21 protein-coding genes and 2 tRNA genes are annotated in these 21,658 nt (G+C 31.8%); 12 read left to right on the top strand and 11 right to left on the bottom strand.

Annotated features, from left to right (window positions below; genetic code table 11):
* Positions 1 to 21 precede the first annotated feature (21 nt).
* A complete protein-coding gene (locus AC3VI6_RS09660) occupies positions 22 to 273 on the bottom strand; it encodes a type B 50S ribosomal protein L31 (protein ID WP_133537019.1) in 252 nt (83 codons plus the stop codon).
* 194 nt (positions 274 to 467) lie between these two features.
* Here AC3VI6_RS09660 and AC3VI6_RS09655 point away from each other — a divergent pair, with 194 nt between their 5' ends.
* The 4 genes from AC3VI6_RS09655 (at position 468) to AC3VI6_RS09640 (ending at position 4,195) form a co-directional block, all read left to right on the top strand.
* Positions 468 to 1,520 carry a glutaminyl-peptide cyclotransferase gene (locus AC3VI6_RS09655; RefSeq protein ID WP_497706008.1) on the top strand — a complete coding sequence of 351 codons (1,053 nt, stop codon included), beginning with the start codon at positions 468 to 470 and terminating at the stop codon, positions 1,518 to 1,520.
* Between the two features lie 171 nt (positions 1,521 to 1,691).
* On the top strand, positions 1,692 to 2,372 hold the full coding sequence (locus tag AC3VI6_RS09650; protein ID WP_497706007.1) for an SDR family NAD(P)-dependent oxidoreductase: 681 nt from the start codon (positions 1,692 to 1,694) through the stop codon (positions 2,370 to 2,372).
* A 139-nt stretch (positions 2,373 to 2,511) separates the two neighbouring features.
* Entirely contained in the window at positions 2,512 to 3,108 is a 597-nt protein-coding gene (locus AC3VI6_RS09645; RefSeq protein WP_497706006.1) for a SprT-like domain-containing protein, read from the top strand.
* A 10-nt stretch (positions 3,109 to 3,118) separates the two neighbouring features.
* The gene (locus AC3VI6_RS09640) at positions 3,119 to 4,195 is read left to right on the top strand and encodes a mannose-1-phosphate guanylyltransferase (RefSeq protein WP_497706005.1); all 1,077 of its coding nucleotides are present in this window, start codon (positions 3,119 to 3,121) and stop codon (positions 4,193 to 4,195) included.
* A 2-nt stretch (positions 4,196 to 4,197) separates the two neighbouring features.
* Here AC3VI6_RS09640 and lpxK read toward each other — a convergent pair whose 3' ends face one another.
* Positions 4,198 to 5,235: a tetraacyldisaccharide 4'-kinase gene (lpxK, locus tag AC3VI6_RS09635; RefSeq protein WP_497706004.1), complete on the bottom strand. Its 1,038-nt coding sequence runs from the start codon at positions 5,233 to 5,235 to the stop codon at positions 4,198 to 4,200.
* Between the two features lie 86 nt (positions 5,236 to 5,321).
* On the opposite strand from lpxK, the gene AC3VI6_RS09630 reads away from it, so the two are divergent.
* The 7 genes from AC3VI6_RS09630 (at position 5,322) to AC3VI6_RS09600 (ending at position 11,700) form a co-directional block, all read left to right on the top strand.
* Entirely contained in the window at positions 5,322 to 6,416 is a 1,095-nt protein-coding gene (locus AC3VI6_RS09630; RefSeq protein WP_497706003.1) for a Nif3-like dinuclear metal center hexameric protein, read from the top strand.
* 3 nt (positions 6,417 to 6,419) lie between these two features.
* Positions 6,420 to 7,190 (top strand): zinc ribbon domain-containing protein, encoded by a 771-nt coding sequence (locus tag AC3VI6_RS09625; RefSeq protein ID WP_497706002.1) that lies wholly within the window; start codon positions 6,420 to 6,422, stop codon positions 7,188 to 7,190.
* 218 nt (positions 7,191 to 7,408) lie between these two features.
* A complete protein-coding gene (locus AC3VI6_RS09620) occupies positions 7,409 to 8,140 on the top strand; it encodes a phospholipase D family protein (protein ID WP_497706001.1) in 732 nt (243 codons plus the stop codon).
* A gap of 270 nt (positions 8,141 to 8,410) precedes the next feature.
* On the top strand, positions 8,411 to 9,058 hold the full coding sequence (pdxH, locus tag AC3VI6_RS09615; protein ID WP_497706000.1) for a pyridoxamine 5'-phosphate oxidase: 648 nt from the start codon (positions 8,411 to 8,413) through the stop codon (positions 9,056 to 9,058).
* A gap of 29 nt (positions 9,059 to 9,087) precedes the next feature.
* Positions 9,088 to 9,576, top strand: a complete 489-nt coding sequence (locus AC3VI6_RS09610; protein ID WP_299000569.1) for a SixA phosphatase family protein — start codon at positions 9,088 to 9,090, stop codon at positions 9,574 to 9,576.
* Between the two features lie 8 nt (positions 9,577 to 9,584).
* Entirely contained in the window at positions 9,585 to 10,481 is an 897-nt protein-coding gene (locus AC3VI6_RS09605; RefSeq protein WP_497706585.1) for a Ppx/GppA phosphatase family protein, read from the top strand.
* A gap of 118 nt (positions 10,482 to 10,599) precedes the next feature.
* A complete protein-coding gene (locus AC3VI6_RS09600; RefSeq protein WP_497705999.1) occupies positions 10,600 to 11,700 on the top strand; it encodes an OmpA family protein in 1,101 nt (366 codons plus the stop codon).
* 28 nt (positions 11,701 to 11,728) lie between these two features.
* Here AC3VI6_RS09600 and AC3VI6_RS09595 read toward each other — a convergent pair whose 3' ends face one another.
* From AC3VI6_RS09595 to AC3VI6_RS09560, 8 genes are all read right to left on the bottom strand, one after another.
* Positions 11,729 to 12,202, bottom strand: coding sequence for a thioredoxin family protein (locus AC3VI6_RS09595; RefSeq protein ID WP_274635289.1), 474 nt, complete (start codon positions 12,200 to 12,202; stop codon positions 11,729 to 11,731).
* A gap of 177 nt (positions 12,203 to 12,379) precedes the next feature.
* Complete coding sequence (locus AC3VI6_RS09590) at positions 12,380 to 13,831, bottom strand: DUF389 domain-containing protein (RefSeq protein ID WP_497705998.1); 1,452 nt, start codon at positions 13,829 to 13,831, stop codon at positions 12,380 to 12,382.
* A gap of 119 nt (positions 13,832 to 13,950) precedes the next feature.
* Entirely contained in the window at positions 13,951 to 15,066 is a 1,116-nt protein-coding gene (locus AC3VI6_RS09585) for a C1 family peptidase (RefSeq protein ID WP_497705997.1), read from the bottom strand.
* 145 nt (positions 15,067 to 15,211) lie between these two features.
* Positions 15,212 to 17,611, bottom strand: coding sequence for a TonB-dependent receptor (locus tag AC3VI6_RS09580; protein ID WP_497705996.1), 2,400 nt, complete (start codon positions 17,609 to 17,611; stop codon positions 15,212 to 15,214).
* 118 nt (positions 17,612 to 17,729) lie between these two features.
* Positions 17,730 to 17,812: transfer RNA gene (locus AC3VI6_RS09575), tRNA-Tyr, on the bottom strand.
* 47 nt (positions 17,813 to 17,859) lie between these two features.
* Positions 17,860 to 17,931, bottom strand: a tRNA-Lys gene (locus AC3VI6_RS09570).
* Between the two features lie 133 nt (positions 17,932 to 18,064).
* The gene (locus tag AC3VI6_RS09565) at positions 18,065 to 18,829 is read right to left on the bottom strand and encodes an ABC transporter ATP-binding protein (RefSeq protein WP_497705995.1); all 765 of its coding nucleotides are present in this window, start codon (positions 18,827 to 18,829) and stop codon (positions 18,065 to 18,067) included.
* Entirely contained in the window at positions 18,829 to 19,569 is a 741-nt protein-coding gene (locus AC3VI6_RS09560; RefSeq protein ID WP_497705994.1) for an MlaE family ABC transporter permease, read from the bottom strand. The genes AC3VI6_RS09565 and AC3VI6_RS09560 overlap by 1 nt, the downstream gene beginning before the upstream one ends.
* 119 nt (positions 19,570 to 19,688) lie before the next feature.
* Here AC3VI6_RS09560 and pafA point away from each other — a divergent pair, with 119 nt between their 5' ends.
* Entirely contained in the window at positions 19,689 to 21,326 is a 1,638-nt protein-coding gene (pafA, locus tag AC3VI6_RS09555; protein WP_497705993.1) for an alkaline phosphatase PafA, read from the top strand.
* Positions 21,327 to 21,454: 128 nt separating this feature from the next.
* Here the strand turns inward: pafA and AC3VI6_RS09550 are convergent, their stop codons facing one another.
* Positions 21,455 to 21,610, bottom strand: coding sequence for a YqaE/Pmp3 family membrane protein (locus AC3VI6_RS09550; RefSeq protein ID WP_299000549.1), 156 nt, complete (start codon positions 21,608 to 21,610; stop codon positions 21,455 to 21,457).
* Between the last annotated feature and the right edge of the window lie 48 nt (positions 21,611 to 21,658).

The raw sequence follows: 21,658 nt of genomic DNA, 5'->3' as shown, positions 1-21,658 counted from the left end.
GTATATATTAAATACGTAAAATTACTTTTTGAATTTTGCGTACTTATTTTTGAACTTATCAATACGTCCTGCTGTATCTACTAACTTAGACTTACCAGTGTAGAAAGGATGTGAAGTTCTTGAAATTTCTAATTTGATTAATGGATATTCAACACCATCTACTTCTAAAGTTTCTTTTGTATTAGCAGTTGAACGCGTTAAGAAAACATCTCCGTTAGACATATCTTTAAACGCTACCATTCTATAATTTTCTGGATGTATACCTTTTTTCATCTCTTGTAAATTTAAATCTTTTATTTTTGTTGAAAAATATAAAGTTGGTAAATCTTTATAATCATTTCATAATTCAAAAACCTGCAATGGCTCTTTGAGGGTGCAAATTTAACCCTTTTTTTTAATTTGCAAACAAATAATTTGCTTTAATTTGTACAACAAGATTTTAAATCACAGAAAACAACTTTTAATATATGCGTTTTTATACATTTTTAACTTTAGGACTAACTACTTTATTGATAACTTCTTGTAGTGATACTAATTACAAATTCAAACTTGATACAACAAAGAAAACTACTTTAGGTGAAAAAGCAGCGATAAAATTTGAACAATTAGAAGGTAATCAAATAGATTCTGTTCAGTTATATGTAAACAACAAACGTGTTAATAAAAACGAACCTAGTGTTATCATTAACACAGCCGATTTTGGTGTAGGTAAACATGCGGTTACAGCCTTGGCTTTTTATCCGAATAAATCTAAAAAACTAAACAATTCTATTGAAGTTTTAGCAAAAAAAGCTCCAAAAGTCTATTCTTACAAACTTCTTAACACCTATCCGCACGACAAAGAAGCTTATACTCAAGGATTAGAGTATAAAAACGGATATTTATATGAAAGTACAGGACGCAGAGGTCAATCTACTTTACGTAAAGTGGAGATTAAAACTGGAAAAGTTTTACAAAAAATTGATTTAGATGCGAAATACTTTGGGGAAGGAATGACCATTTTCAATAATAAAATCTATTGGTTAACATGGCAATCTCGCAAAGGTTTCATCTATGATTTAGAAACTTTTAAACAACTTGGTTCTTTCGATTATAACAACAGTAATGAAGGTTGGGGATTAACACACAACGATTCTGAATTAATAAAAACTGACGGAACTAACAAAATTTGGTTTTTAAACCCTGAAAACCTACAAGAAAAAAGAAGTATTCAGGTGTACACTCACGATAGAGCATTAGACAAGCTGAATGAAATAGAGTATATAGACGGTAAAATCTTTTCTAATTACTGGAAAACTGACGGAAAAGGTAAAGCTACCATTGCCATCATAGATCCTAACAGTGGTGCGGTTGAAGGTTTAATAGGTTTAGATGATTTACGTGATGTTATTTTAAAAGAACAAACTTTAGATCAAGACGAGGTTTTAAACGGAATTGCTTACGATGCTGAAAATAATCGTTTGTTTGTTACCGGAAAACATTGGGGAAAGTTGTTTGAAATTGAGTTGATCAAACAATAACCTCTTCGTTAAAAATAAAAAAATCCCGTTTCCTAAATAATTAAGAAACGGGATTTTTTATTCATTCTTATTTTTTATAAACTACTTCATTTTTCATGATAATTTAAGAATGATTAGACACTAAATGTAGTGATTTTTATGTAGCTTGCCCTTTTAAATTTTGACAATTACATGAAGAATATTGTTATCACAGGAACTAGTAGAGGTATTGGATTTGAATTAGCTCAGCAGTTTGCTAATCAAGGGCATAAAGTATTAGCTTTATCTAGAAACACAAAACCTTTAGAACAAATAAATCATCCTCATATTACAACTATTTCAGTTGATTTATCTGACGAAAACGATGTAAAAAAAGCGACTGAATTTGTTTCTACGGAATGGAAAAAGGTAGATATTCTTATCAATAATGCAGGGAAATTGATTAATAAACCTTTTGAACAATTAACTACACAAGATTTTGAAGAAGTTTATAAAGTAAATGTTTTTGCTGTTGCTGAATTGACTAAAAACCTTTTACCATTTATGCAAAAAGGGAGTCATGTAGTAACAGTGAGTAGTATGGGCGGAATACAAGGAAGCATGAAATTCCCTGGACTAGCTGCTTATAGCTCTGCCAAAGGTGCAGTAATTACTTTATCAGAATTATTAGCCGAAGAATATAAAGAACAGCAAATAGCTTTTAATGTATTAGCCTTAGGAGCTGTACAAACAGAAATGTTAGAAGAGGCTTTCCCTGGATATGAAGCTCCTTTATCAGCTAAAGAAATGGCAAATTATATTTTTGATTTCGCTTTAACAGGCAACAAATACTATAACGGAAAAGTATTACAAGTTTCTAGTTCTACTCCATAGAAAAATAACGACTGTCACTTCGAGTGATTTTCGTTCAACATAGCTGAAAAGAAAATTGTATCGTGAAGTAGTAGCTAGTTCTCGATACAATTTTTATTTTTCCATTTTATTTCAAAATAAAAACCACTCGAACTGACTTTTGAAAAAAACACTGATTAAATACATACCTGAAGAAGCTATTCCCTTAGTTGAATATTTAATTATTGAGCATAAAATCAACTTAAAAATAGTAAGCGAACGTCAAACCAAACATGGTGATTTTCGTCGCTTACCAAATGGTCACATGCAAATTACAGTGAATAACAACTTGAATCCTTATCAGTTTTTGTTGACTTTAGTTCATGAAATTGCACACCATGTTACTTATCAAAAATTTGGAAGGGTACAACCTCATGGTAAAGAGTGGAAAACGGTTTTTCAACATTTAATGCTGCCTTTTTTACAACCAGCAATTTATCCGAAAGATATATTACCTTATTTAGCTAATTACCTAAAAAACCCAAAGGCAAGTACCGATACTGATGTGAATTTATCGCTAGCTTTACGAAGAGGAAAATCTGAAGACGGAAAGAATTTTATCTTTGAAATTCCTAACGGAAGCATTTTTCAATTTAAAGAGACGCTATACAAAAGAGGAAGCAAACGAAGAACACGCTATGAATGCTTAAATTTGAGTAACAAACGCGTGTATTTATTCAATCAAAATGCAGAAGTGGAACTAGTCGTTTCAAAATAAATAAAACAGTATGAGCAGTAATTATTATGCAGTAATTATGGCGGGAGGTGTAGGTTCACGTCTTTGGCCAGTAAGTACCGAAAAGTACCCAAAACAGTTTCACGATTTATTAGGAACCGGTGAATCTTTGCTGCAAAGAACTTTTAGTAGAATTAATCAGTTAATTCCTTCTGAAAATATTTTAATTGCTACGAATCAACGTTATGAAGAGTTGGTATTAGAGCAACTTCCTAAAATCAGCAGTAAACAAGTGCTACTTGAACCCACAATGCGTAATACTGCTCCTTGTATTTTGTATACTGCATTAAAAATTCGTCAGCAAAATGAAAATGCTGTGATGTTGGTAGCACCATCTGATCACTGGATAGAGAACGAAACCGAATTCATTAAAAACATAGAGACTTCTTTTAACGCTTGCGCAAAGGAAGACATATTAATGACTTTAGGAATACAACCAAACCACCCTAACACAGGTTATGGTTATATTCAATTTGAAGAAAGCTCTTCTGAAATAAAAAAAGTAAAAACCTTTACCGAAAAACCAAACCTTGAAAAAGCTACTCAATTTTTAGCGAGTGGTGATTATTTATGGAATGCTGGTATTTTTGTTTGGTCTGTTGCTAGTATTTTAGATTCCTTAAAAAAACATCTTCCTGAAATGGTTGCTATTTTAGATGATGGAACGAATGTTTATAATACCGATTTTGAAGACGATTTTATTAAAAGTAATTATGAAAAGTGTGAAAACATTTCTATCGACTTCGGGATTATGGAACGCTCTGAAAAAGTACATGTACTCCCTGTAGATTTTGGTTGGGATGATTTGGGCACTTGGGGTTCTTTATATAACAAACTAGGTAAAGACACTCATCAAAACGCAACAGTTGGAGCCACAACTATCTTTCAAGATACTAATGGAAACATGGTTAGTACTCAAAATGGTAAAAAATTAGTAGTTAAAGGGTTACAAGATTTTATTATTGTAGAAAAAGACGATGTGTTAGTTATTTGTCCACGTAAAGACGAGCAAGACATTAAACAACTTAGAGAAGAGGCTAAAGATACTTTTGGAGAAAAGTATGTGTAAAATTAATTCCTTTTAAAGTTTTTTAAGCTTTCTAAAATAGCTTTATCAAACTGCTCACCTCCATTAAGAAAATCGTTTTTTATAGAAATATAATTAAGAGAATCGACCTTTCCTTCTAAACGCATATAATCTTTTTCGGTAGTTAATATGATTTTTTGTTGAGAAGCTAATGCTTCATAATATTTTTTAATGCTCTCAATATCCTGTTGAGTAAAATTATGATGATCAGGAAAGTTTAGATGCTTGAAGTTTACTTTCTTTTCTTTTAAAAAACTCAATAAAGGAGTCGGATTCGCAATTCCCGTCACTAACAAAACTTCTTTATCCAGCAAATCAGCAATTGTCAATTCCTCAGCTCCTTTTAAGTTTTCGTCGTAAGCAATCGTTGTAAAAAATACTTTTTGATACGATTTCGGATTAAGCTTTCTTACTATCTTTTCTTGCGCTGCCTTCGATAAATTCTCAGGACATTTCGTAACCACAATCATCTTTGCTCGTTTAGCTCCTCTCCTACTTTCTCGCAAATTCCCTGTAGGCAATAAAAAATCATCTACAAATAAATCATTGTATTTTGTAAGTAAAATATAACTACTTGCTGTTACTTTTCTATGCTGATAAGCATCATCCAATAACACTACTTCTGGTGGGTTTTTAAGCTGCAACAACTGCTGAATTCCGTTCGTTCTATCTGCATCCACAGCTACAGTAACATATGTTTTAAACTTCTTATAAAACTGTAGTGGTTCATCACCTACATCTTCTGCAACATGTGTATCGTTTACTAATTGAAACCCTTCTGTTTTACGCTTATATCCACGACTTAAAACAGCAATTCTGTAATTATCCTTCAATAATCGTATCAAATATTCAATTTGTGGAGATTTTCCTGTTCCGCCAACACTCAAATTTCCAACAGCAATTATAGGAATATCAAAAGAAGTAGCTTTTAAAATACCTATATTAAAAAACCAATTACGAACTCTCGTAATCACATCATACAAAATAGCAAACGGAAATAATAAAAATCGTAGTAGTTTCATTACTTCAAAAGTACTAAATTAGTTTTTACACTTACAACACAAAAACTTTTAAACTTTGTAACTTTACAACTTTCAAACTCAAAAAAATGCAAATAAAAGACGTTACCAACTATATTGAACAATTAGCACCGCTTTCATATGCTGAAGATTTTGACAATGTTGGCTTATTAATAGGGAACTATACTACTGAAGTTACTGGAGTTTTAGTCACATTAGACACGCTTGAAGAAACTGTAGATGAAGCAATTGCTAACAACTGTAATCTTATCGTAAGCTTTCACCCTATTGTGTTCAGCGGATTGAAAAAAATCAATGGTAACAATTATGTAGAACGCGTTGTATTGAAGGCTATTCAACATAACATTGCTATTTATGCTACACATACAGCATTAGATAATGTTAATAATGGAGTTTCAGCTAAAATGGGAGAAGTTTTAGGATTAGAAAACATGAAAACGCTCATTCCTAAAAAAGGGATTATCAAAAAGTTAACCACTTATGTTCCGTTTGCCGAAGCTACTAATTTACGCGAAAAACTATTTGAAGCGGGCGCAGGAAATATTGGTAATTATGACAACTGTTCTTTCAATATAGATGGAAAAGGAAGTTATAGAGGTAACGAAAACTCAAATCCGACTGTTGGTAAAAAAGGAGAATTGATGTTTGAAGAAGAAACCTGTATTACGGTTACTTTTGATGCTTTTTTAGAAGGAAAAATACTTTCGGCTCTCTTTAAAAATCATCCGTATGAAGAAGTTGCTTACGAAGTCATTACCTTAGATAACCAAAACCAAAACGTAGGTATGGGAATTATTGGAGAACTTTCATCAAAAATGAATGAAAAAGATTTTTTACTATTTGTAAAAGAAACCTTTAAAACTGGCTGTGTACGACATTCAGAATTGCTTGACAAGCCTATTAAAAAAGTAGCTTTACTAGGAGGCTCAGGGAGTTTTGCTATTAAAAATGCCTTACGAGCTGGCGCCGATGCATACATTAGTTCTGATTTTAAGTACCATGATTTTTTTAAAGCTGAAAAAAACATCTTACTTACCGATGTTGGACATTATGAAAGCGAACAATTTACAAAAAATCTTTTAGTTGATTATCTTAACAAAAAATTTAGTACTTTTGCAATTATTTTAAGCGAAAAGAGTACAAATCCAATATACTATATTTAACAGATGGCAAAAAAAGAAGTAACGGTAGAAGAAAAATTAAGAGCGTTATATGATTTACAGTTAATCGATTCTAGAATTGACGAAATTAGAAACGTTCGCGGTGAATTACCTTTAGAAGTTGAAGATTTAGAAGATGAAGTTGCCGGATTAAACAAGAGACTTTCTAATTTAGCTGAAGATGTTAAAAATTTAGAAACTGATATTAGCAATAAAAAATTAGCTATTGATGAGTCTAAAACATTAATTAAGAAGTACGAAGAACAGCAAAAAAACGTTCGTAATAACCGTGAGTTTGATTCTTTAACAAAAGAAATTGAATATCAAGAATTAGAAATTCAATTATCAGAAAAAAGAATTAAAGAATTCAAAGCTAAAATCGCTCAAAAGAACGAGGTTATCGACAATACTAAAGAGAAATTAGCACAACAAGAAAACCATTTAACTCACAAAAAAGGCGAATTAGATGCTATCTTAAAAGAAACTGAAAAAGAAGAGCAGTTATTAAAAGAAAAATCAGAAGAGTTCGCTCAATCTATCGACGATCACTTATTATCTGCTTATAAAAGAATTAGAACTAAAGTTCGTAACGGATTAGCTGTTGTAGCTATTGAGCGTGGTGCTGCTGGAGGTTCTTTCTTTACCATTCCACCGCAGGTGCAGTTAGAAATTGCTAACCGTAAGAAAATTACAATTGACGAGCACAGTGGACGTATCTTAGTTGATGCCGCTTTAGCACAAGAAGAAAAAGAAAAGATTGACAGTTTATTCGCTTAATATTTTTTCTACCATATATTTCAAGCCCTCTTTTTAGAGGGCTTTTTTATTTTACAAAAAGCTATATTTCTTTTTTTCACTATATTTAGTTCGTAGAATGAAAAGGAATAAAATTGCTAAAACTTCTTTTATCCCGAAATATAAACCAAACAAACTTTTTGTTGACATATAACAAGTTGTAAAACAATTTGACAAAAAACTGAGAAATTTAATATAAAATGGCAAAATTTTTAAACACTACAGGTGTTTCATATCATTTAGAAGAACTTATAAAAAGCACAAATGACCGACTGATATTAATAAGTCCTTATCTTCAATTTCATAAGCGAGTAAAAGACCATTTAGAAAACTTAAACATTCAAAAAAGGGACATCCGAATTATTTACAGAGAAAATAAACTACAAGTTGAGGAAAGCAACTGGTTAGAAAGTCAAATCGGAATTAGAACAAGCCTTTGCAATTCGCTTCACGCAAAATGCTATTTAAATGAAAATGAAGCTATTGTAACTTCAATGAATTTATATTCTTTTTCGCAGCAAAATAATGACGAAATGGGAATTCACGTAACTAAAGAAAAAGACCCTGATTTATACAACGATATTTTTAATGAAGTTCAAAGACTTTTGACAATTAGCGAAGAAATTAGAATTACAGTCAAAAAAATTGACAAAGAAGTTGAAAAAAAGTCGGAGCAAACTATTAAAAACGTTCAAAACAACACTGACTTTTCCAAATCAAAATTATTGACAACAAAAGAGCTTTCTAAACTGACTGGAATTAGTAGCCGGAAAGTTAATAGTTGGTTAACCGACAATAAATTAATGTATAAAAAAGAAGATGATTGGATTACAACCAAACGCGGAAAGGAATTAGGCGGAGTTGAAAAAGGTGGACAATATGGACAATTTATTATTTGGCCAGAAGACATTGCAAAACATATAACCGAATAAAAAACTGTTTACAAGAATGGCTCCTATGAAAAGCACTAGTTCAGTTTTTTAAAGTTACTATATTTATTTTTAATTCTTACATAATAATAATTTTAGGGTGTTGAATTGTTGATGTTTCCGAAGAGTTATCAATACTTCAACACCTTATAACTTGCTCTGCTTCCTACGCCTTTCTAACCCCTCTTAATGCTAATTTTGTTAAATATTAAAACGTAAAAACAGCAAAACATCTGATAAAATTGTACTTTTACATAGTATAAATTAACAGTAATGGCACACGATTTAAGTGACTACAGAAAATCTTACGAGAAAAAAGAGTTGTTAGAAAGCAACTGTCCTGAAAATCCAATTGAGTTATTTAGAGATTGGTTTTTTGTTGCCGACGAATCTGAGTTGGTAGACGAAGCCAATGCCATGACTATAGCATCTATAGGGCTAGATGGTTTTCCGAAAAGTAGAATTGTTTTATTAAAAAAATATACTTGGGAAGGGTTTATTTTTTACACCAATTACAATTCAGAAAAAGGGAGAGCTATTTTAAACAACAATCACGTGTGTTTATCGTTCTTTTGGTCTGGTTTAGAGCAACAAATCATTATTAAAGGTACTGCCGAAAAATTGGCAGAAAACCTATCTGATGGTTATTTTGAATCGAGACCCGATGGAAGCAAATTAGGAGCTTGGGCTTCTGAACAAAGTAACGTAGTTACCTCACGTGAAGAACTAGACCAAAGGTTAGTTTCTTTTGAAAAACAATTTGAAAATCAAGAAATTTCAAGACCTAAACACTGGGGAGGCTTTTTAGTAAAACCTGTTTCTATTGAGTTTTGGCAAGGGCGCCCAAATCGTATGCACGATCGCATTCGATACACGTTACAAAAAGATTTTTCTTGGAAACTTGAACGTTTGGCTCCTTAGTTTTATATTTACATAGTATTTATATTTGAATGAAAACACTATATATCGTTCGTCACGCAAAATCATCATGGGAGTATGATAGCGTTAAAGATATTGATAGACCTTTAAAAGAGCGTGGTATTAATGATGCCCATCTTTTGTCAAAATACCTAGCTAAGAAAATTAACAAACCTGATGTTTTTCTTTCTAGTAGCGCCAATAGAGCACTGCATACAGCGGTTATTTTTTGTGAAAACTTTGGATACCCGTTGTCAAATCTTAAAATAAAACGTCAGTTATATAATTTTAGCGATGGTTATTTAGTAAAAACAGTGAAAGCACTTGATGACAGTTTTGATAGTGCCATTGTATTTAGCCATGACCACGGTATTAATAGTTTTGTAAACAAATTTGGTAACAAACCTATTGCCCATGTAACTACTTGTGGTGTTGTAGGAATTCAGTTTGACACCAAACATTGGAAAGACATTAAGAAAGGAAACACTATATTAGTAGAGTTTCCTAAAAACCATAGATAAATCTATATATTTTGAAAATAAAGAAGTACGGCGCTATTGATATTGGATCTAATGCAGTAAGGTTATTAGTAGCTAACGTTATTGAAGAAAGAGATAGAGAACCCCAATTTAAAAAATCATCGTTAGTCCGTGTACCTATTCGTTTAGGTGCTGATGCTTTTGTTTCTGGACGAATTTCTGAAGCAAACACGCAACGCATGATTGATGCAATGCAAGCCTTTAAACTCATCATGAAAATTCATGGAGTTGAACGCTATAAAGCTTGTGCTACCTCAGCAATGAGAGAAGCAGAAAATGGTGAAGAAGTTGCTAATTCAATTTTAAAAAATACTGAAGTTAAAATTGATATTATCGACGGTAAAAAAGAAGCCGCTATTATATCTTCTACCGATTTAAACCAACTAATAGAGTCTGATTCTACCTATTTATATGTAGATGTAGGTGGTGGTAGTACTGAATTCACCTTATTTTCTAAAGGAAAAATTATTCGATCGAAATCTTTTAAAATAGGTACCGTACGTTTACTGAACAATAAAAAATCTGAAAACAAGGTTCTTTTTGGCAAAGTACAAAGTTGGATTGAAGAAAACACCCGTGATTACAGACGAATTTCTTTAATTGGATCGGGAGGGAACATCAACAAAATATTTAAAATGTCTGGAAGAGATATTGGTAAACCTATCTCATACATTTACCTGAATGCTCAATACCAATTCTTAAAAAAAATGAGCTACCAAGAGCGTATTTCTGAATTAAGTTTAAACCCTGATAGAGCCGATGTAATTGTTCCTGCTACAAAAATATACCTTTCTGCCATGAAATGGAGCGGGGCTAGAAAAATTTATGTCCCTAAAATTGGACTTTCAGACGGAATAATTAGAAGTTTATACTTCAATAAGTTATAACTTATTTTTAACAGTCTTTAACATAAAATAAAATTTACTATATTTGTTATATGTGACTTTCTCCCCCTAAATGTGTCACATAAAAAAAGCTAAATAAACACAAGTAAATTTATCAATTATGAAAAAACTATTGTTATTAGGGGTAATAGCCTCAACTAGTTTTGCTAGTTACTCTCAAGACTTACCACAAAACCCTGAACCAGGAAAATGTTACGTTCGTTGTAAAACGCCAGAAGTTTGGAAAAACGAAGATGTAACTATCGAAGTTGCCCCAGCTTATAAAAGAATTGTCACACATCCAGCTGAATACAAAACAGTAACAGAAAGAGTTATTGTTAAAGAAGCAGGACAGCGTTTAGAAATTGTACCTGCTGTTTGGGAAGACAAAGTTGTTACCTATACAGCAAAAGAAGACGCAAGTAAACTAAGCGTTATTAAAGCTACATTTAAATCTGACGAACAAGTTATTGAAACGAAAGCTGCTTCTGCAGTTTGGGAAATGAGCGAAAAAGCTCCAGATTGTGAATCAAGTGACCCTAACGACTGTAGATATTGGTGTTACAAACCAATTCCTGCTCAGTTTGTTACTATACCTTTAACAAAGTTAGATAACGATGCTTCAACACAAAAAACTTCTGTACCAGGTTTTAACAAAACATATACTAAGAAGGTAATGGTTACACCACCAACCACAAGAACTATCGAAATCCCTGCTGTTTATAAAGAAATTACTAAAACTGTTTTAGCAAAAGATGCTTGGCAAGAAGAAGTAACAGTTCCTGCTAAATACAAAACAGTTACTAAAGAAGTTTTAGTAAGCAAAGGAGGGCTAACTACTTGGAAAGAAGTTGAGTGCGAATTATTAACTTACAATCCATTACCAATTAACTGGAACTTAGGTAGTGCTACATTAACTTCATCTGCTAAACAACTTATCGATTCTAGATTATTACCTGTTTTAAAAGACGGTGTACAAGTTGAATTAGCTTCTCACACAGATTCAAGAGGTTCAAGAGAATCTAATCAAGATTTATCAGACAGAAGAGCTCAAGCTGTTGCTAACTACTTAATTTCAAAAGGAGTTAACCCAAGTCAGTTAGTAGCTAAAGGTTACGGAGAGTCTAGATTAAAGAATAGATGTTCTGATGGTGTAGCTTGTACTGAAGCTGAACACAGAGCAAACAGAAGAACTGAATTTAGAGTTATCAATCAAAAATAATTCTACTAAGAATAAATAAAAAAGAGGGTTAATTACCCTCTTTTTTCTTTATAACAGAATCGAAAAACGGGTAATAATATTCCGTTAATATCAATCCTTTTTTATATGCTATGACTTTTTGTTTGTGGTTCAAAAAAAGTATTGTTGGATAAGATGATACTTTATATTTCTCCGCCAATTCCTTATTTAATTTTAATTTTTCCTTTTCAACTAAATCTTGATTAAAAGGAATATCCGCTTCATACAAAACGAAGTTTTCTTTTGATATATTCTTAAACTTTTCTGTACTGAAAAGCTCTCTATCTAATTTTTTACAAGGACTACACCAATCTGACCCCTTAAAATAAACCAACAAAGGTTTCTTTTCTTTTTTTGCTTGTTTTAAAGCTTCTTTATAAGAATCTGACCAGATTTCATCAACTATAGTATCCTTCTCTATTTCCTGAGACCAAGATGTGATTCCAAAAAATAATACCGCTACAAATAAAAATAAATTCCTCATATATAATATCATATGGTTCAAATTAACAAAAATAATACCATTTATTATTAAACAAATGTGACTAATTAAAAAATATAGTGTCTTACTAATGAGTTAAAAAATCACACTTTGTGTATTGCTTAACAAAAAATCAAAAAACAAAAACCTCGCTATTGCGAGGTTTTTTCATTTTCAAATTTAGTTTCTTCTTATTTGAATTTTATCAGTTTTCAATTCTTTTTGTATCCAAGTTCTTAACTCTAGTTCATTTTTTACTTTAATAGAATCTTTCAGTTTATCATTCCATTTTATTGATACAACTGTAGTAGTATCTACCTTTATAAAATCGCTTGACGATAATACTTTAGCCAAACTCATTTCTTTTATATCATTAAACCTGATTTTTGCCTCTGTACTAATTTTGCTAAACGGAATTGAGTTTTTATCTCTATACAAAGCATCTTGCTCTATTCTTTGGTTTAAACTAGAAATTGTTTTTTTCAAGTCATCAATTTCCATGTGTAAACCTGTGATGATATTGTCTTTTTCATCTAACTCTTTTACCGCTCTATCATAAGCATCTACTACCCTGTCAACACTTTTAGCTTTATTTTCATTAATAATTAAAGAGTAAGCATCTATTTTAGGGAAGGTTTTCAACTCATTTCGTAAAAAAGACTCCGTTGCATCACTTACATCACCGTTAAAAAATAATTTTATGGTTTTCTCTTTAACCTCTAACTTTTCACGCTGCAACCATAAGTTCGGATTCTCGTATACCTTTGCTTTTAGAAACTTTTTATAACTCGCATCAACTACACTTTCGTTATATACACCTACGAAAGTAAACACCGCTGGAACCATTACTAAAAAAGCAACGAAAGATGCCATTTGAGCTATTCTTTTACGTTTTGCTGAGTTTACATAACGAATCATTGTAAACCCTAACAACTTTAATACTAAGAAAGTTGCCAACGCAATAAAGATTGTATTAATGGTAAATAAATACATGGCCCCTAAGAAATAATCGAAATTTCCTATTGCTAAACCATATCCAGCAGTACACAATGGAGGCATTAAAGCAGTTGCAATTGCCACTCCAAAAATTACTGAAGCAATGGTTCCTTTTTTAGTTCGAGCAATAATCAAGGCTAAACCACCAAAAAATGCAATTAATACATCTCGAATATCTGGACGAACCCTACCTAATAACTCTGAAGTTTCTTCACGAAGTGGAAATAAAAAGAAGAATAAAAAAGCGGTTAACAAACTCAATACAATCATCGTTGCTAAGTTGGTCAACGATTTTCGTAACGTATCAATATCATTGATTGCAATCGACATTCCCACTCCTAAGATTGGCCCCATTAGTGGAGAAATTAACATGGCACCAATTACCACAGCTGTTGAGTTTGCATTCAACCCTATAGATGCGACAAAGATTGAGCAAATTAAAATCCATGCAGTTGCTCCTTTAAAAGAAATATCACTTTTTATCGCTTCAATTGTAGCTTCTTGATCGGTGTCATCTCTAAAATCTAGAAGTTCTAATATAAACTTCTTTATCTTTTCCCATAAGCCTTTTGCATCTTGCTGTATTGCTTGCTTTGATGATTGCTCTACAGCTTCCTCTTGCTTATTTTCTTCCATAATTTTCATTTTTGTTAACTTCGGGAAAGATACAAAATTCCGAATTAGAAAAGATCTAAAAAAACGCTTGCAAGCATAGAACCTACAAGCGTTTATGAATTTTGGTTAAAAACCGTTGTTTAGTTTATACGTAATATATTTTTCAAGTTTGTTGAAACTGCATCTTTGTGCACTAAAACTGAAATAGTTTTTAGTTTAAAATAAGGAACTGACATATACACATATCCATCATTCCCTTGTTTTGTCCCCCAAGAATTTTTTACTTTAAAATAGGTGTTTCCTTTTTGGTCTTTTACTAAACCTACAATATGCATTAAATGATCGTCAGTAGTATTAAAATTTTCAAATTCTGCTTGACGTAAACTTGGTGTAATAGTTCTTTCTTCAACTATTTCTGTTAATGATTTTTTATTTTCTGTACTACTTGCAGGTATTACAGCAACTCCGTTTTTTGATGAAAATGTTTTTTCTGAAACATCACAATCTAACTCTACTGTATATCCTTTTTTTATTGCGTTTTCTGTTACTGCAACTAATTCATCTAAAGAAACATTATAAAATGCTCCGTTAGAAAAGTTATCTGGAATGTTTAAAATAAATTGATCGTATTTGTTCGCGTGTTCAAACGAACTAATCGTCACATAATTTGAAGGGTTTATTTTAACATGTTCTGCAAAAGTTTTAGGAGTGTACTCTTTTCCTTCAAAAGTAAACTTGTCTTCATTTTTTCCTAAATAAACATCCAACACACTTTCTACAGATTGCTTCCATTTAGGACTTAATTCACCAGCAGGATTTTTAATGTACGCATCTAACATTGCTTTTAACACCGCAATCATTTCTGCATGGTTGTGCTTGTCTTGTCCCAAATCTAACCCTGTAAAAACTTGTTCAGGCACTAATCCATATTTTGCTACAGAATTCATTACATCGTGTGCTAAACCGCCTTCACTAAACTGTGCTTTTCCTTGGCGATATAAGTAATTATTTGCTTTATCAGAATATGTATTACGTACTGTGTACATTTCAGATAAATCAATTTTTTTTCCTGTTAGTCTGATAATTTCTGACTCTAAAAATGAAGTAGTAGAAAAGCTCCAGCAAGTTCCTGTTCTACCTTGACTTTTTACTTCTGTATCTTCAATATCTTTTACTGTTGTGAACTGATATTTTTGTGCTGAAACTGATGTTATACTCAAAAAAGTAAATGCTGCTCCAAATAAAATTTTTTTCATCTGTTTGTATATTATTGGTTTTAGTATTCAAATACAACTCAACAATTAAAATAATCATAGAAGATTCTATACTTGAAAAATCGTATTATAATTTTTTAAACGAGCAATTTACTGTTTTCAATAAAACTTCTAAAGCTTGATACTGTTAAAAATCTACTATAACTCCTATACGTGGTAACGCCCTACCAGAAGTACTTTCTATTTCTTCTAATACATATCTAGAATTATCATTTGGATCAGTTACTCTTCCGTTTTCGTCTTCAATAGGCAATAAAAATGGTTGCTGTTTAGAGCTACTAGCATATATATTTTGAACATCTAAATATAAGTTTATGGCCGCTTTCTTTAAAAACCACGTTTTATCTACACGAATATCTAGTTGTGTATACGTATCAAGCCTTTGAGTATTTAATTTGCTATAGTCTAAAATTCCACCGTTTTGAACATCATAATTATCTTTTAAAGATGACGCTGCTAAATCATAAGGAGTGTAAGGCTTACCTCCTACCAATCGGAACTTAGAACCTACCTCCCAATTCTTATTAAACTTTTTTCCTGCGGTAACCGTTAGTAAGTGTTTATTATCCCATGTAGAAGGAATATACTCTCCTAATGTGTTTTTAAATTCACTTCTTACAAAAGTATACGATGCTATTCCGTACAGTCCGCTATACGACTTTTTCTGTGTCAATAACTCAAATCCATACGCTCGACCTTCAGATGTAGAACTAACAGCTTCATTACCTATAATACCTAAATCAGCTCCTAGGTTTGCTAAGCTTATTTGATTTCTTAGCGAAAATGGATAGTTTTTATGTCCTTTATAGAACCCTTCAAAAGTTACTTTTGAGCTTGTATTAGGCTTATAACTTAATCCACTTACAAAATGATCTGATTGTATATACTTCAATCCTTTTTTATTCTCAAATTCACCTACATCATTTTTATAGCCTAATACTGTATAAGAAGGTAATTGATAATAGCGTCCTACGGAAGAACTTATCATCCATTTTTCAGACAGATTATAACTCAACGACAATCGTGGTGAAAATTGATTGAATGGATTTTTCATTGTTGAATTGTAATCAATTCCATCGATTCTAAAACCAAAAGAAACTCCTAATTTTTCATCTAAATATCTTTTTGATACTTGTCCGAAAACTCCATACTTAACAAAATCTATTACTGAATTAAAATCGTAGATAATTACTCCATCTGAATTAGCATTTTTCTGATAATTGTTATTCGTATATCTTGCTGTTTCTAAGTTAAAACCTAAGTTAAAATCAATCTTATTGTCACTTTCAAAGCTGTTTTCATATCGCAATTTATTCTCTATTTCTTTTGATGAATAATCTAACAATAAGTTTGCTGGTATTTCTTCATTTAAAAAATATTTTACCGCCTTGTTTTTCCACTCATTTCGACTAAGCACAACTAAATGTGTTGAGTTTGGTGCAAAATACTTATAACTGGTTCCTACTGTATAATTCCATTGACTGTTTACGGGAACAGAATTTAAAATAACTTTATTTCTCTTTATCGTTTCAAAATCTGTTTCTCCATCGTTTACCTCTTTATTAATTTCAAAATCATCAATGGCTCCCAAAGCAACTATTGATAATTCACTATTTTTTGATAATTGCGATTTAACATTTACTTGAAAATCGCTGTATGTTGGTAAAAAAGGAAGTTTTATCAACTTAAATAAAAACTGTAAATACGATTGACGTGCAGAAAACATAAAAGTCGTATTCTTTCCTAATGGACCATCTAAGGTTATTCCTGCGTCTGAAGTTCCAATAGTTGCTCTTGTGTTTAGTGAATTTGGATTTCCTCTTTTTTGAGTAAACTCTATAACAGAACTCAAAGAGTTACCTCTGTTTGCTGGAAATGCACTTGAATAAAAATCTACCTTACGAATTAAATCTGCATTCATAATTCCTACTGGCCCACCAGTTGCCCCTTGGGTTTGAAAGTGATTTATTACAGGAACTTCAATTCCATCTAAGTAAAACTTATTCTCAGAAGTTGCTCCTCCTCTAATAATAATATCATTTCTAAATCCAGGATTGGAGGCTACTCCAGGAAAAGATTGAATAACCTTTAAGACATCTCTATTCCCTCCTGGATTCTTTTCTATTTCAGCTATTCCTAAACTTTGAAGCGATAATGGGCTATCTACAGATTCTTTAAATAATGGTGCTTGTATTTGAACTTCTTTTAACTGTGTTGCATCTTCAATCAACTCTAAGGTTATATATGGCGAATTATCTTTAGTAACTAAATACTCATCAGAAATTAACGTCTTATAGCCTATAAACGAAGCCTGTATTTTATTATACCCCAAAGGAACATTTTTCAATACAAACTCTCCTTTTTCATTTGAAACTGCTCCTATTTTTGTTCCATATACCAAAACATTAACAAAAGGAAGCACTTCTCTTGTTTTAGAATCAACAACTTTTCCTGAAATTACTCCTTCATTTTGAGACATTCCAGTAAACGACTGAAGTAAAACCAAGAGTATCAACACTTTTCTCATATTAAAATATTTAGTATCTAACAAAAATACATATTTTGTTTAATTAAAAACAAAAAACATTAAACAAAATTATTGTAATAACAAAAAAACCTCAATCATTTCTGATTGAGGTTTTTTGTGGGGAGAGCAGGATTCGAACCTGCGAAGTCGTAAGACAACGGAGTTACAGTCCGTCCCATTTGGCCGCTCTGGAATCTCCCCAAAGCTTTAAAAAAAAGCTTCTCCGTAAAATCGAGAAGCTTTACTAGTGACCGGGCTGGGGCTCGAACCCAGGCCCTCTCCTTAAAAGGGAGATGCTCTACCAACTGAGCTACCCGGTCATTTTTTGCTTTTGCTTTTCTGCGTTTGCGGGTGCAAATATAGAAGCTTTTATTGTTCCCGCAAACATTTTTTAGAAGTTTTTTTGAAAAATTTTTAATGTTTTTTGTTACCTATTAATTAACAGAAAGTTACCTAAAGGTCATTTAAGTATGCTTTTCTTACTTTTTTAAATAAATTTGATGAATACACAAAATCTACCACTGCTTCATTATCTGTTTTGAAGATTTCTTTGTGTGATCCTTCCCATGCTTTAACTCCATTTTTTAGAAAAACAATCTTATCTCCAATTTCCATCACCGAATTCATGTCGTGTGTATTTATTACTGTAGTGATTTGATATTCGTCAGTAATTTCTTGAATTAGGTTGTCTATTACAATAGATGTTTGCGGATCTAACCCTGAATTAGGCTCATCACAAAATAGGTATTTAGGATTCATTACAATAGCACGGGCAATTGCTACACGTTTTTGCATTCCTCCCGATAATTGTGCTGGAAACTTTTTATTTGAATTTTCAAGGTTTACACGTTTCAATACGAAGTTTACCCTATCTAACATTTCATCTTCAGGTTTATTCGTAAACATCTTTAAAGGAAACATCACATTTTCTTCTACTGTTTGCGAATCAAACAATGCACTTCCTTGAAATACCATTCCTAATTCTTGTCGAAATTGACGTTTATCTTCTAACGTCATATCAATATTTGCTAAACCGTCATACACGATTGTTCCTTGTTCTGGTGTGTGCAACCCAATTAAGGATTTTAAAAAAACTGTTTTACCCGAACCACTCTGACCAATTATTAAACTTGTTTCTCCTGGTTTAAAAGATGTTGATATACCTTTTAAAATCTCAACACCATTAAATCCTTTATGTAAATTATTTACTTCTATCATTAGGTTAATAACATTTGAGTTAAGAAATAGTTTGCGATTACGATAAGTACAGTTGTCCACACTACCGATTGGGTACTTGCTTTACCAACCTCTAACGATCCTCCTTTTACATAATATCCGTGATACGAAGGTACGGTAGCTATTAAAAAAGCAAAAACCACCGTTTTTATCAATGCATACGTAATTAAAAACGGATCAAAATCCATTTGAACTCCTGCTATGTAATCTGCCCCAGAAAACAATCCTGATAAAACTCCTGCTACCCATCCTCCAAAAATTCCTAAGAACATTCCTAAAACAATTAAAAAAGGATAAAAGAAAACTGTAGCTATTATTTTAGGTAAAACCAAATAGTTAAGTGAGTTAATCCCCATTACTTCTAGCGCATCAATTTGCTCGGTTACACGCATCGTTCCTATACTTGAAGTAATATAAGACCCTACTTTTCCTGCTAAAATAATAGAACAAAATGTAGGTGCAAACTCTAAAATTACTGATCGTTTCGCTGCAAAACCAATTAATGATTTTGGTATAAACGGACTTTCTAAGTTCAACGCTGTTTGTAAGGCAATAACTCCCCCAATAAAAAAGGATATAAAAGCTATAATCCCTATCGATTTATGCCCTAGTTCATCTATTTCTCTAAATAAAGCTTCACGAAACACTCTTGCTTTTTGTGGCTTTGTAAAAACCTGCTTTAGCATTACAACGTATTTGCCTATATGCTCAATGTAATTCATTAAACGAAATCTATTTTTTCTTTCTGCTAAAGTATTAAAAAACCATTAACTCCTCGCCTTATTTAAGAGTTTTAGCTTTCTTTTTATGTACCTTTGAGTTTTAATTTTTAAAGAATAAAATGAAAAAATTAGCTTTTTTACTAGCCGTTGTATGTATTACAGGTTGTGCTACCGCTCCTCAAAAAAGTACCCAAAAACCTAAACTGGTTGTAGGGGTTGTTATTGATCAGATGCGATATGATTATCTTACTCGTTTCGCTAGTCGATATGGAAATGATGGTTTTAAACGTTTACAAAGAGAAGGGTTTTCTTTAGAAAACGCTCATTACAACTACATCCCTACCTATACTGCTGTAGGACACACTTCTATTTATACAGGAACTACCCCTACAAATCACGGTATTATAAGTAACCATTGGTATGATAAATACTTAAAGAAGACTATTTATTGTGTAGATGATGACAACTACAATACAATTGGTAATGACGGTGAAGGAGGAAAAAAATCTCCTTACAGAATGTTAACGACTACCGTAACCGACCAGTTAAAACTGGCTCAAAATATGAGAGGAAAAACTATTGGAATTGCTATTAAAGACCGATCAGCTATTTTACCTGCAGGTCATACTGCTGATGCTGCTTATTGGTTTGATGGTGGTGATAAAGGACAATGGATTTCTTCTTCTTTTTACTTAGATGAACTACCAACTTGGGTAAAAGAATTTAACGCTTCAGGAAAAGCTGATGAATATTTATGTAAGCCTTGGGAAACTTTATATGACATCAGTACGTACACTCAAAGTATTGAAGACGATAACGATTTTGAAGTTACTTTTAAAGGACAAGAGAGACCTGTATTCCCTCATGATATTCCTACTCTAAGAAAAAGTAACAACAATTACAGTATTATAAAAGGAATTCCTGCTGGTAATTCTATTACTACCGATTTTGCCAAAGCTACTATTATAGGTGAAAACTTAGGAAAATCTGAATTTGTTGATTTTATAACAATCAGTTATTCTTCTCCTGATTATGTTGGACATCAATTTGGAGTTGCTTCTAAAGAAATTGAAGATACGTATTTACGTTTAGATCAAGATTTAGCGGATTTATTTCGATTTTTAGATACACAAGTTGGAAAAGACAATTATACTTTATTCTTAACTGCTGATCATGCTGCTGTGCAAGTTCCTTCATACTTAGAATCGTTAAAAATACCTGCGGGATATGTAAAACCTGTAGCTTTTAAAAACTTTTTAAATGAGATTACTGTAAAGCATTTTAAATCGGATGAAATCATTGAAAATGTTTCTAATTTTCAAGTTTTCTTGAACAAAGATAAAATCAAAGAGTTAAAATTAGATTATGAAACGGTAGCACAAACTATTGTTGATGAATCTATTAACCATGACAGAATTTACAAAGCTGTAACTGCTAGAACCATGCAAACTACTACGTTCACTAACGGTATTTTACATGTGTTACAAAACGGTTATAACCAAAAATTTTCGGGTGATGTTATTTTAATTCCAAATCCGTCAACTATTGCTAGTAGTTCAAGAAAAGGAACTACACACGGTTCAGGTTACTCGTACGACACTCACATTCCTATGATTTTCTACGGAAACGGAATTAAACAAGGTGTTTCTAAAAAGAAATATGAAATTGTAGATATCGCTCCAACCATTTCTAATTTATTACAAATAGAATTCCCTAACGGATGTTCTGGAAAAATTATAGAAGAAGTTCTTGAATAGGAAACTTAGAAATGAGAAAAGAGAGACTAGAGAATAGACCGTAAAAAAAAACTCCAATTTGATTTCTTCAAATTGGAGTTTTTTCATTGATACATTTTCAAATTACCAAATTGTTACATTACACAAAACTAATTTGGATTATTTAATATGATTAGTGCTGCAATAACTCCAGGAACCCATCCACAAAGTGTTAGTAAAAACACTATAATAATAGATCCGCAGCCTTTACCTATCACTGCTAATGGTGGGAAAAAAATTGCTAATAAAACTCTAAATAAACTCATAGTTCTTTATTGATTAAAGTACTTAAAAGACGAGTTATTTAGAATTTT

The organism is Tenacibaculum sp. TB-56 (genome assembly GCF_059716275.2).
The sequence above is the reverse complement of the archived record's forward strand: the minus strand, read 5'-3'. Positions and strand labels throughout refer to the sequence as shown.

What these genes read in the sequence shown, in the direction of transcription:
- AC3VI6_RS09585 (WP_497705997.1), bottom strand. Translation starts at nt 15,066, where the DNA reads ATGAAAAAAATTTTATTTGGAGCAGCATTTACTTTTTTGAGTATAACA.
- AC3VI6_RS09600 (WP_497705999.1), top strand. Translation starts at nt 10,600, where the DNA reads ATGAAAAAACTATTGTTATTAGGGGTAATAGCCTCAACTAGTTTTGCT.
- AC3VI6_RS09640 (WP_497706005.1), top strand. Translation starts at nt 3,119, where the DNA reads ATGAGCAGTAATTATTATGCAGTAATTATGGCGGGAGGTGTAGGTTCA.
- AC3VI6_RS09565 (WP_497705995.1), bottom strand. Translation starts at nt 18,829, where the DNA reads ATGATAGAAGTAAATAATTTACATAAAGGATTTAATGGTGTTGAGATT.
- AC3VI6_RS09655 (WP_497706008.1), top strand. Translation starts at nt 468, where the DNA reads ATGCGTTTTTATACATTTTTAACTTTAGGACTAACTACTTTATTGATA.
- AC3VI6_RS09595 (WP_274635289.1), bottom strand. Translation starts at nt 12,202, where the DNA reads ATGAGGAATTTATTTTTATTTGTAGCGGTATTATTTTTTGGAATCACA.
- AC3VI6_RS09650 (WP_497706007.1), top strand. Translation starts at nt 1,692, where the DNA reads ATGAAGAATATTGTTATCACAGGAACTAGTAGAGGTATTGGATTTGAA.
- pafA (WP_497705993.1), top strand. Translation starts at nt 19,689, where the DNA reads ATGAAAAAATTAGCTTTTTTACTAGCCGTTGTATGTATTACAGGTTGT.
- AC3VI6_RS09630 (WP_497706003.1), top strand. Translation starts at nt 5,322, where the DNA reads ATGCAAATAAAAGACGTTACCAACTATATTGAACAATTAGCACCGCTT.
- AC3VI6_RS09580 (WP_497705996.1), bottom strand. Translation starts at nt 17,611, where the DNA reads ATGAGAAAAGTGTTGATACTCTTGGTTTTACTTCAGTCGTTTACTGGA.
- AC3VI6_RS09625 (WP_497706002.1), top strand. Translation starts at nt 6,420, where the DNA reads ATGGCAAAAAAAGAAGTAACGGTAGAAGAAAAATTAAGAGCGTTATAT.
- AC3VI6_RS09560 (WP_497705994.1), bottom strand. Translation starts at nt 19,569, where the DNA reads ATGAATTACATTGAGCATATAGGCAAATACGTTGTAATGCTAAAGCAG.
- AC3VI6_RS09550 (WP_299000549.1), bottom strand. Translation starts at nt 21,610, where the DNA reads ATGAGTTTATTTAGAGTTTTATTAGCAATTTTTTTCCCACCATTAGCA.
- lpxK (WP_497706004.1), bottom strand. Translation starts at nt 5,235, where the DNA reads ATGAAACTACTACGATTTTTATTATTTCCGTTTGCTATTTTGTATGAT.
- AC3VI6_RS09590 (WP_497705998.1), bottom strand. Translation starts at nt 13,831, where the DNA reads ATGGAAGAAAATAAGCAAGAGGAAGCTGTAGAGCAATCATCAAAGCAA.
- AC3VI6_RS09610 (WP_299000569.1), top strand. Translation starts at nt 9,088, where the DNA reads ATGAAAACACTATATATCGTTCGTCACGCAAAATCATCATGGGAGTAT.
- AC3VI6_RS09660 (WP_133537019.1), bottom strand. Translation starts at nt 273, where the DNA reads ATGAAAAAAGGTATACATCCAGAAAATTATAGAATGGTAGCGTTTAAA.
- pdxH (WP_497706000.1), top strand. Translation starts at nt 8,411, where the DNA reads ATGGCACACGATTTAAGTGACTACAGAAAATCTTACGAGAAAAAAGAG.
- AC3VI6_RS09620 (WP_497706001.1), top strand. Translation starts at nt 7,409, where the DNA reads ATGGCAAAATTTTTAAACACTACAGGTGTTTCATATCATTTAGAAGAA.